Genomic DNA, 8,746 nt, shown 5'->3' with positions numbered 1-8,746 from the left:
AAAATGCCGGAAAACTACCTCGCACTCATCAAGCTCGCTGCTGTCCGAATTTGGCTGCGCGCTTATGAGTCGGTGTCCTAGGCTCCGCATAGCCCCGGAAGGAGACCCGCCATGACCGAGACCGCCGCACCGCTGCGCATCGACATCGTCTCCGATGTCGTCTGTCCCTGGTGCATCGTCGGCTGGCGCCAGCTCGCCGCCGCGCTGGAGCGCACCGGCACCCCGGCGGAAATCCACTGGCACCCGTTCGAGCTGAACCCGAACATGGCGCCGGAAGGGCAGAACCTGCGGGAGCATCTGGCGGAGAAGTACGGCACTTCGGATGCGGATTCCGCGAAGGCGCGGGAGCGGCTGACCGCGATCGGCGCAGAACTCGGCTTCACCTTCGCCTATACCGACGACATGCGGATGGTGAACACCTTCCGGGCCCACCAGGCGATCGACTGGGCGGAGACCAAGGGCCGCGCGCACGAGATGAAGATGGCATTGTTTGCCGCCTTCTTCACCGAACGCCGCGACGTTTCCGACATCGACGTGCTGGCGGAGCTGGCGGACGGCATCGGTCTGGACCCGGCGGAGGCCCGCCAGGTCCTGGAGGCAGGCATCTTCGCCGAGCAGGTCCGGCAGAAGGAGGCGTTCTGGACCGACCGCGGTCTGCGCGGCGTGCCGGCGGTGATCTTCGACCGCCAGCACCTGGCCACCGGCGCGCAGGGCATCGACCGCTACGAGGCGATGCTGCGCCAGCTTACCGGCCAGGTCGCAGGGCAGGGGGCCGGCTGACCGGGTCGACTGCCCGTCGGCCTGCCGCGACCGGGCGGAGGTCTGCGCCATCACCGCGACCAAGCCGATATGCAGGCGCGGCGCCGGGCCGTCGCTGCGCTCCGCCAGGAGCACCAGGCTGTCGAACTGGCCCGGGATGCCGATGCCGTCGCAGGTGACCGCGATCCCGGCGGGCAGGATCGGCCCGACCGAACCCGTGACGTCGATGTACGGTGATCTCCGTCAGGCCCGGGGCGAGGCTGGCCTCGCGCAGGTCCGGTTCGATCGAGCCATCACGCCGTCGCCCATCGGCTTCACGATGCGGCCGCGATGGGCGGCGATGCGCGGATCGATCGGTTCGCTGCGGTTGCCCTGCAGGCGGGCCAGGGTGCGTTCCTCGTTTTCATGCATCTGGCGGGTATAGCCGGCCACGTCGGCGATCAGGATTGCCGCCAGGCGCCGCTCGACCTGCTCCATGATAGTTGCCGTCCGCCCCTGGCTACCCTGGTCTCGCACGGTACTACCCGGGCCCGGCGCCCGCGACCGCTTTAACCTGTCCGATTGTCCGCGGCGCCGGTTGCGTGCAAGGCTTCCGCCTGCGCCGCCCGTCCGCTCGACGGCCGGCGGCGCCAGACGGGAGGATGCGCAGCATGTGGTTCAGCACCAGGGCCGACAGCCGCCCCTATCACCTGGGGACCTATCCGCTGGAGGTGTTGCCGCGGGATCCGGCCCTCGCGGCGGTCGAGGCGGCCCGGCCGCCGGTCGTCGCGCCAGCCTACGACCGGGCGGCCGAAGGGCCGCTGGCGGTGGCGCTGCGCGACTATCTGGGGATCTTCGCGGCCAATGCGGTACGCGATCCCGCGGCGGCGAAGGCGCCGGTGCCGGACGACCCGCAGCGCCGCATGGTGGACGTGAAGGGCTATGCCTACTTCATGAACGCCTCGCAGGTCGGCATCTGCCGGATCCCCGACAGCGCCTGGTGCAGCGGCGCCGAACGGCCGGCGGGCCACGACCATGCCGTGGTCCTGCTGCTGGCCCATGGCCGGGTGCCGGAGGCGGGGAACCCCGCCCGCGATTGGGTCGCGCCGGCGGTGCAGGAAGGCGCGGACTGCCGGATCGGCGGCATCGCCGTCTGCCTGGCGGGCCATATCGCCCAGCTCGGCTGGTCGGCGGAGCCGCATGTCATGGGCGCCGGGTCGGTGGATGCGGAACGGCTGGCTGTGCTCGCTGGCCTGGCCGTTCGCGACCCGGACAGCGGGCGCCTGCGCAATCCCTATGTCGATGCCTTTTCCCTGGCGGTGGTGACCACCGACTATGCCCTGGCGGTGGACGAACCGCTGGCGCCGGCGGCGCTGCGGGCGAAGGGGCCGGCCTACTGGCTGGGCATCAACGGGGCGACCTCGGGGCGCGAGCGCCGTCGGCGGCAGAAGCGCGCGACCCATCTGGGCGCCTATCCGATGGAGACGGTGCGGCGGGTGGAGCGTCCCACCACCCTGATTTTCGACGAGGAGGTGCCGCGGGTGCCGAAGCGGGCGGCCTTCTTCGACCGGGCACTGCGTGGCGACCTGGGGGAGAAGGCGCAGAAGGAACGGCACCGCTTCGCCTTCAAGCAGCCGCACACCGCCGGCATGCTGCCGTCGATGCGCGCGATGGTGCCGCGGCAGGACGGGCCGGTGGCCGACGGCTCCGATGCGGCGCGCTTCGGCGATCCGGCCGCGAACAGCCGGGCCCTGAAATCCCTTGCCTACTTCCTCGGCGCCGATGTGGCGGGAATCTGCGAGGCGCCGGCCTATGCCTGGTTCTCCCACGACGCGCAGGGCGAACCGATGGCGGTCAAGCACCGCTATGCCGTGGTGATGCTGATCGACCAGGAATTCGACACCATGGAGGGTGCCTCCGGCGACGACTGGATCTCCGGCACCCAGTCGATGCGCGCCTATCTGCGCGGCGCGGAGATCGCCGGCGTGATGGCGGAGACCCTGCGGGCCGAGGGTTTTCCCGCCCGCGCACAGACCAATGTCGACAGCGACGTGCTGCACATCCCGCTGATGCTGCTGGCCGGGCTGGGGGAACTGTCGCGGATCGGCGAGCTGGTGCTGAACCCGTTCATGGGGCCGCGGCTGAAGACGGTGGTGATGACCACCGACATGCCGCTGGAGCCCGACCTGCCGATCGATTTCGGCCTGCAGTATTTCTGCGGCAATTGCCACAAATGCGCCCGCGAATGCCCCTGCGACGCGATCCCCTGGGGGCCGAAGGTGATGTTCAACGGCTACGAGATGTGGAAGCCGGACGCCGAGCGCTGCGCCCGCTACCGGCTGACCAATGCCCGCGGCTCCGCCTGCGGCCGCTGCATGAAGACCTGCCCGCTGAACAAGATCGTCACCGCCGACGGGCCGCTGCTGCAGCGCATCGCCAGCTGGTGCGGCATCCACGCGCCCTTCCTGAAACCGCTGCTGGTGCCGCTGGCGGTGCGTCTGGACGATGTGCTGGGCAAGGGCGACCTGAACCCGGCGAAGAAATGGTGGTTCGACCTGGAGGTGGTCGACGGCATCTGCGTGGAGCCGGTGAAGGGGGTGAACCGCCGTCGCCTGGACCCGTCGCGTCGCCTCGATCCGGCAAAGCAGAAGATGGCCTATTACCCGGCCGCCGACATGCCGGTGCCCAACGACCTGGACCCGCAGCCCGCCGACCGGAAGAAGGCGATGGCGCGCGCGGCGGAGCTGGAGACGCCGGCCGGGGCGGCGGCCCGGCACGCGCGCGGCGAACCGGCACCGGCGCTCTACACCGCCACCCCGCCGCGGCCCGGCGGTCCCGTCGGCACGGCGGCGGCGCCGTCGGTCTATGGCGGATCGGTGCGCGCGGCGGAGCGGACTCAGGCCCGCGATCAGGCCCGCTGACCGACAAGGCCGTCCACCAGCAGCCGGACCGCCTCGCGATAGGCAGCGGCGTCGCCGCCCTGGGCGATGGCCAGCGCCGCCCGGTCGAACGCCGCTGAAAGCAGGCCGGCCAGGGCCTCCAGCGGCAGATCGCCGATCCGGCCCTGGTCCCGCGCCATCGCCAGTCCGTCGAGCAGGGTGCTGCCGCCCGTCGCCCGGTCGATCCGCTCCATCTGTGCGATGCCCAGTACCACCGGTCCCTCCAGCAGCAGCAGGCGCGCCCGGCCGGGAACCGCCATGGCGTCGAAATAAGCATCCGCGCCATGCCGCAGCGCCTGCAGGGGATCCTCCAGCCCGGCGGTGCGCTGCGCGATGGCCTCCGCCACCGCGGCGGCTTCGGCTTCGACCACGGCGTGGAACAGGTCGGCCTTGTCCCTGAAGTGATGGTAGAGCGCGCCGCGGGTCACCTTCGCCTGGGCCACGATTTCCGGCGTGCCCGTTTCCGCATAGCCATTTGCCGCGAACAGCCATCGCGCCGCCGTCAGCAGCGCCGCGCGGGTCGCCGCGGTGCGCTGCCGGTTGGAGCGTACGGTTTTGCCCTCTTGCATACATGCAGCCTGTATGTTTATAAACCTACATACAGACTGTATCTTTTCCGCCAGAGGAGACAAGGCATGAGATGCACGCAGTTCTACCCGGTGATCATGACCGACCGGGTACAGGCGACGGCCGCCTTCTACACGGCCCATTTCCGCTTTCGCCCGGCCTTCGAGAGCGACTGGTACGTCCATCTGCAATCGACGGAGGACCCGTCGGTCAACATCGCGGTGCTCGACGGCAGCCACGAGACGATCCCGGAAGAGGGCAGGGGCCGCGCCGCGGGCCTGCTGATCAATTTCGAGGTGGCGGATGTCGACGCGGAACATGCGCGGCTGCAGGCGGCCGGGCTGCCGATCCTGCTGCCCCTGCGCGACGAGCCGTTCGGCCAGCGGCATTTCATCACCCGGGATCCGAACGGCGTGCTGCTGGACATCATCACGCCGATCCCGCCGAGCGCGGAATTCGCCGCCGCCTATGACGACACGGCGCGGCCGGCCTAGCGGCCTGCGCGGTTGCCGCAGGCCCGCAGGCGGCTCATGCCGGGCGTGCCTGCGGCACCCGCGCCCCATGGCCGGTCCGGTACAGCAGCCACAGCAGCACCAGGCCGATCAGCGGCACGCCGATATCGGTGAAGAACACCACGCCGGCATTGCCCGGCGCGTAATTGTCGTGCGCCACCATCTGGTAGACATGGCCGCCGGCCGCCCCCCACAGGAAGCAGGTGACGGCCACCACCGCCGCCACCCGGTAGGCGAAGGCGCCGCGGAAGGCGATGAAACCCAAAGCCGCGAAGCCGAGCGAGGCGAAACCGACCTCCAGCTGGAACGGGCTGTCGGCCCAACCGATGAACTTCGCCGCCATTTCCCCGAAGAAGACGTGGATGACGAAGTTGTAGAGGTAGCTGACGCCGATCGAGAACAGGAAGAACCAGGCGGCGAGCGCATCGACGACCATGGCGGCGCTGCGCGGCGCCGGCTGCATGGCGATCGCGACGAGGGAGAACAGCAGCCCCAGCAGCAGCATCACCAGGGTGAAGTTGCTCAGGACCAGGAAGATCAGGGACTCGATCATGCGCGCCGCGCTCCGGGAAGACTGGGATACCGCCAGACTATCACGGCTGCGGGTCACGCGGGGCGGAACCCGCAACCGGCGGCGGGCGTTGCGCGGTCTGACGGAGGGTAAGCAGTCGAGAGGATGTCATGCAGACCATGAAAGCCCTACGCATCCACCGCTTCGGCGGCCCTGAGGTCGCGGCACTGGAAGACCTGCCGGTGCCGGAACCGGGGCCCGGCCAGCTGCTGGTGCGGATGCGTGCCGCCAGCGTCAATCCGGTGGACTACAAGACCCGTGCGGGCCGGTTTCCCGTGATCGGCGCGGCGGATCTGCCGCTCACCCTGGGCCGCGACCTGTCCGGCACGGTGATGTCTGTCGGCGCGCAGGTCGACGGCTTCCGCGAAGGGCAGGAGGTCTATGCGATGGTCGGCACCGACCGGGGCGCCCTGGCGGAATATGTGCTGGTGGCGGCCGAGGAGGCGGCACCGAAGCCGGTCAGCCTGAATCATGCCCAGGCGGCGGCGGTGCCGCTGGCCGCACTGACCGCCTGGCAGGGGCTGTTCGACCTCGGCGGCCTGCGCCAGGGCCAGCAGGTGCTGATCCATGGCGGCGCCGGCGGGGTCGGACATTTCGCGGTGCAGTTCGCCCGCGATGCCGGTGCCCGGGTGCTGGCGACCGTGTCGGCGGCCGACATGGATTTCGTGCGCAAGATCGGCGCCGATATCGCGATCGACTATCGCAAGGAGCGGTTCGAGGATGTCGCCCACGACATGGATCTGGTCTTCGACCTGGTGGCGGGCGAGGTGCAGGACCGGTCCTGGCATGTGCTGCGGCGCGGCGGCCGGCTGGTCTCGACCCTCGGCCTGCCGCCGGAGGAAAAGGCCGACTTCCACGGCGTGCGCGCGATCGGCTTCCTGGCCACACCCAGCGGCCGCCAGCTGGCCGAGATCGGCCGGCTCATCGACGAGGGCCGGGTGCAGCCGGAAGTGGTGGCGCGCTTCCCGCTGGACGATGCGCCGGAGGCCGAGCGCCGGCACGAACAGGACCATGTCCGCGGCAAGCTGGTGGTCGAACAGGCGGCCTGACGGAGCGCCCGCGCCGGCGGGGCCGGTTCAGCCTCAGGCGACGGTCAGCGTCACCGGCAGGCCGCCGACCGGTTGCGGGATCGGCAGCCGCCGCCAGGCGGTCGCCGATCCGTCCGCCGGGGCCAGGCGGCGCCGCGACAGCAATGCCACGGTGAAGGCTTTCACCTGCATGGTGGCGAAGTTCATGCCGATGCACTTATGCGCCCCGCCGCCAAACGGCGCCCAGGCGAAGCGGTGGCGGCGGTCCTCGGCGCGGTCGGGCGAAAAGCGTTCCGGGTCGAACCGGTCAGGGTCGGTGTAGAGCTCGGGCGAGGCCATCACCAGGCCGGGGGAGACCTGTACCCGCGTGCCTGCGGGAATGCGATAGCCGCCCCAGTCGAAGGCCTGCATGGCGCGCCGCGGCAGGAAGGGGACCGGCGGCATCAGGCGCAGGGCCTCCTTGAACACCCATTCCGTCTGTTCCAGCCGGTTCAGGCTGTCCAGGGTCAGGGGGGCGCCGTCCAGCGCGGCGACCTCGTCGGCCAGCCGTGCCTGCCATTCCGGATGGGCGGCCAGCGCCCAGGCCATCTTCGCCAGCGCGGTGGAGGTGGTGTCGTGGGCGGCCATCAGCAGGAAGTTGAAATGGTCGACGATCTCGTCGTCGCTCCAGCGGTTGCCATCCTCGTCGGTGGCCAGGCACATCTGGGTGAAGAAGTCGTCGCCGCCGCCGCCCTGGGCGACGCGGGCACGCCGCTCCGCGATCAGGCGGGCGAACCGGTCGTTCAGCCAGGCGCGGCTGCGCACCCCGCGGCGCATGGCGGTGAAGGGAAGGGGGCTGCGCACCAGGCCGACGGTCGCCCGCACCTCTTCGATGAAGGCGGTGTTGATGCGGTCGATCTCTGCATTCTCCGCCGTCGCACTCGCCCGGTTGGAGCCGCTGCCGGTGTCGAAGCCCATGAACACCGCACCGCCGAGTCGCAGGGTCAGGGCCTTCACCGCCGGATAGAAGCGGAAGCTTGCGTCGACCGGCCAGGCGGCGACCAGGCGGTCCAGCTCCACATTCATGCGGGCCAGGTAGTCCGCCATCGCCGGCGATTTGAAGGCGGCCTGCATGATGCGCCGGTGCCGCCGATGGTCGTCGAAATCCCGCAGCATCAGCCCGCGGGAGAACAGCCGCCGGATCACGTCCCAGCCCAGCTGGCTGGAGAAGATCCGGTCCCGGTCCATCAGCACGAATTCCAGCGCGTCCGGGCCGCTCAGAGCCACCGCCTGGTTGCCGAACATGCGGTATCGGTAGACCTCGCCATAGCGGGCGATCGCGGTGCGATGGAAGGCGTAGCCGTCTTTCACGATCGCCACCGTGTGGCCGATCAGCGGCGGCGCGGCCGGCCCGGGGATGTGCGACAGGTCGGGAGGCGGCAGTTCCCGGGTCGACGGCTGGGCATCCTGCAGGTCGGCGATGGCCATGGCGGCTCCTGCGGTGGCGGTTCGGCGAAACGTTCGGGTCAAGGCCTGTGATCCTAGCCCAATTGTGCATTCCTGTCCGGCCGCCTCCCGCGATCGCGGAGCGGGCGTCGCCGGCGGCGCGGGCATTACCGGGCCGGCTGCGCCGCAGCTTCGGGGACAGGGGCCGCGTGGCTCACCGCCGCCGGGCAATGGCTCGCCGCCGCCACGGCCGCCGTGCCGCAGTCGTGGCTGTCCGCCCGCGTGCCTTCGACCCAGGCGATGGACATCGCCAGCAGGACCAGGCTGCACAGCAGGAAGAAGCATGGCGGCGAAACCGCGAGGCGCCGCCGGCGGCGGCGGTGCGGCAGGCCGGGAAAACTGTCATCCGGGATTGTGTCTTCGGTCATCGTTCCGGTTCCGCTCGGGTGCATGGCAGCCGGGGCTGCCCTGGCAGCAGCTTCTGCGCCCGGATGCGGGCGGGAATTGGCCCGCAATGCGGCGAAAGCGGGGCTCAGGCCGGTGTGTAGATCACCAGCTTCAGGGCCGGGTCGTCGTTGGACTGGAACGAGGTATGGTCGAACTGCCACAGCCCCAGCTTCGGATGGTGGAAGCGCTTGCGGCCGGCGGTGCCCGTCCGGATGTCATGGGCCTGCCACCAGTCCCCGAACTCGGGGCAGCCGTCGTGCAGCCGGGCGATCAGTGCGACGAAGGCCGGATCGCCGGCCCAGAGGTCGTGCGTCGCCCGGAACTCCGAGACCATGCGCCGGGCCTCGTCCGCCCAGGCCGCGCCGAACAGGTCGCGCACCCTGGGGTTGGTCAGCATCGCCACCAGGACGTTGCGGTCCCCCTCCGCCAGGCGGCCGAAGCCCAGCAGGTCGGCCGCCGCCCGGTTCCATGCCAGCACGTCCCAGCGCCGCCCCAGGACATAGGCCGGCTGGGGCAGGC

At 70.5% G+C, this 8,746-nt stretch carries 10 protein-coding genes; 4 read left to right on the top strand and 6 right to left on the bottom strand.

All coding sequences use genetic code 11. From position 1 onward, the window contains the following. Nucleotides 1-111: 111 nt before the first annotated feature. Nucleotides 112-780 carry a DsbA family oxidoreductase gene (locus ACFOGJ_RS08730; protein WP_379899477.1) on the top strand — a complete coding sequence of 223 codons (669 nt, stop codon included), beginning with the start codon at nt 112-114 and terminating at the stop codon, nt 778-780. 222 nt (nt 781-1,002) lie between these two features. On the opposite strand, the gene ACFOGJ_RS08725 is transcribed toward ACFOGJ_RS08730, so the two are convergent. Then, nucleotides 1,003-1,236, bottom strand: a complete 234-nt coding sequence (locus tag ACFOGJ_RS08725) for a hypothetical protein (RefSeq protein WP_379899476.1) — start codon at nt 1,234-1,236, stop codon at nt 1,003-1,005. Between the two features lie 173 nt (nt 1,237-1,409). Here ACFOGJ_RS08725 and ACFOGJ_RS08720 point away from each other — a divergent pair, with 173 nt between their 5' ends. After that, nucleotides 1,410-3,659, top strand: a complete 2,250-nt coding sequence (locus tag ACFOGJ_RS08720; RefSeq protein ID WP_379899475.1) for a hypothetical protein — start codon at nt 1,410-1,412, stop codon at nt 3,657-3,659. Here the strand turns inward: ACFOGJ_RS08720 and ACFOGJ_RS08715 are convergent. Then, a complete protein-coding gene (locus ACFOGJ_RS08715) occupies nt 3,647-4,246 on the bottom strand; it encodes a TetR/AcrR family transcriptional regulator (RefSeq protein WP_379899474.1) in 600 nt (199 codons plus the stop codon). The two genes, ACFOGJ_RS08720 and ACFOGJ_RS08715, sit on opposite strands and share 13 nt — an antisense overlap. 66 nt (nt 4,247-4,312) lie before the next feature. Between ACFOGJ_RS08715 and ACFOGJ_RS08710 the strand changes: the two genes are divergently transcribed. After that, nucleotides 4,313-4,738, top strand: a complete 426-nt coding sequence (locus tag ACFOGJ_RS08710; RefSeq protein WP_379899473.1) for a VOC family protein — start codon at nt 4,313-4,315, stop codon at nt 4,736-4,738. Between the two features lie 34 nt (nt 4,739-4,772). Here the strand turns inward: ACFOGJ_RS08710 and ACFOGJ_RS08705 are convergent, their stop codons facing one another. Continuing rightward, nucleotides 4,773-5,309 (bottom strand): DUF6790 family protein, encoded by a 537-nt coding sequence (locus ACFOGJ_RS08705; RefSeq protein WP_379899472.1) that lies wholly within the window; start codon nt 5,307-5,309, stop codon nt 4,773-4,775. Between the two features lie 137 nt (nt 5,310-5,446). Between ACFOGJ_RS08705 and ACFOGJ_RS08700 the strand changes: the two genes are divergently transcribed. Then, nucleotides 5,447-6,376: an NADP-dependent oxidoreductase gene (locus ACFOGJ_RS08700; RefSeq protein WP_379899471.1), complete on the top strand. Its 930-nt coding sequence runs from the start codon at nt 5,447-5,449 to the stop codon at nt 6,374-6,376. A gap of 33 nt (nt 6,377-6,409) precedes the next feature. Here the strand turns inward: ACFOGJ_RS08700 and ACFOGJ_RS08695 are convergent, their stop codons facing one another. The 3 genes from ACFOGJ_RS08695 to ACFOGJ_RS08685 all read right to left on the bottom strand — a co-directional run. Beyond that, on the bottom strand, nt 6,410-7,822 hold the full coding sequence (locus ACFOGJ_RS08695; RefSeq protein WP_379899470.1) for a cytochrome P450: 1,413 nt from the start codon (nt 7,820-7,822) through the stop codon (nt 6,410-6,412). A gap of 125 nt (nt 7,823-7,947) precedes the next feature. Next, nucleotides 7,948-8,208, bottom strand: coding sequence for a hypothetical protein (locus ACFOGJ_RS08690; RefSeq protein ID WP_379899469.1), 261 nt, complete (start codon nt 8,206-8,208; stop codon nt 7,948-7,950). 104 nt (nt 8,209-8,312) lie between these two features. After that, the coding region (locus ACFOGJ_RS08685; RefSeq protein WP_449288583.1) for an MmyB family transcriptional regulator at nt 8,313-8,746 on the bottom strand (434 nt) is incomplete at its 5' end.

This window comes from Marinibaculum pumilum (assembly GCF_042646425.1).
GTDB classification, from domain to species: Bacteria; Pseudomonadota; Alphaproteobacteria; order Ferrovibrionales; family Ferrovibrionaceae; genus Marinibaculum; species Marinibaculum pumilum.
The sequence above is the reverse complement of the archived record's forward strand: the minus strand, read 5'-3'. Positions and strand labels throughout refer to the sequence as shown.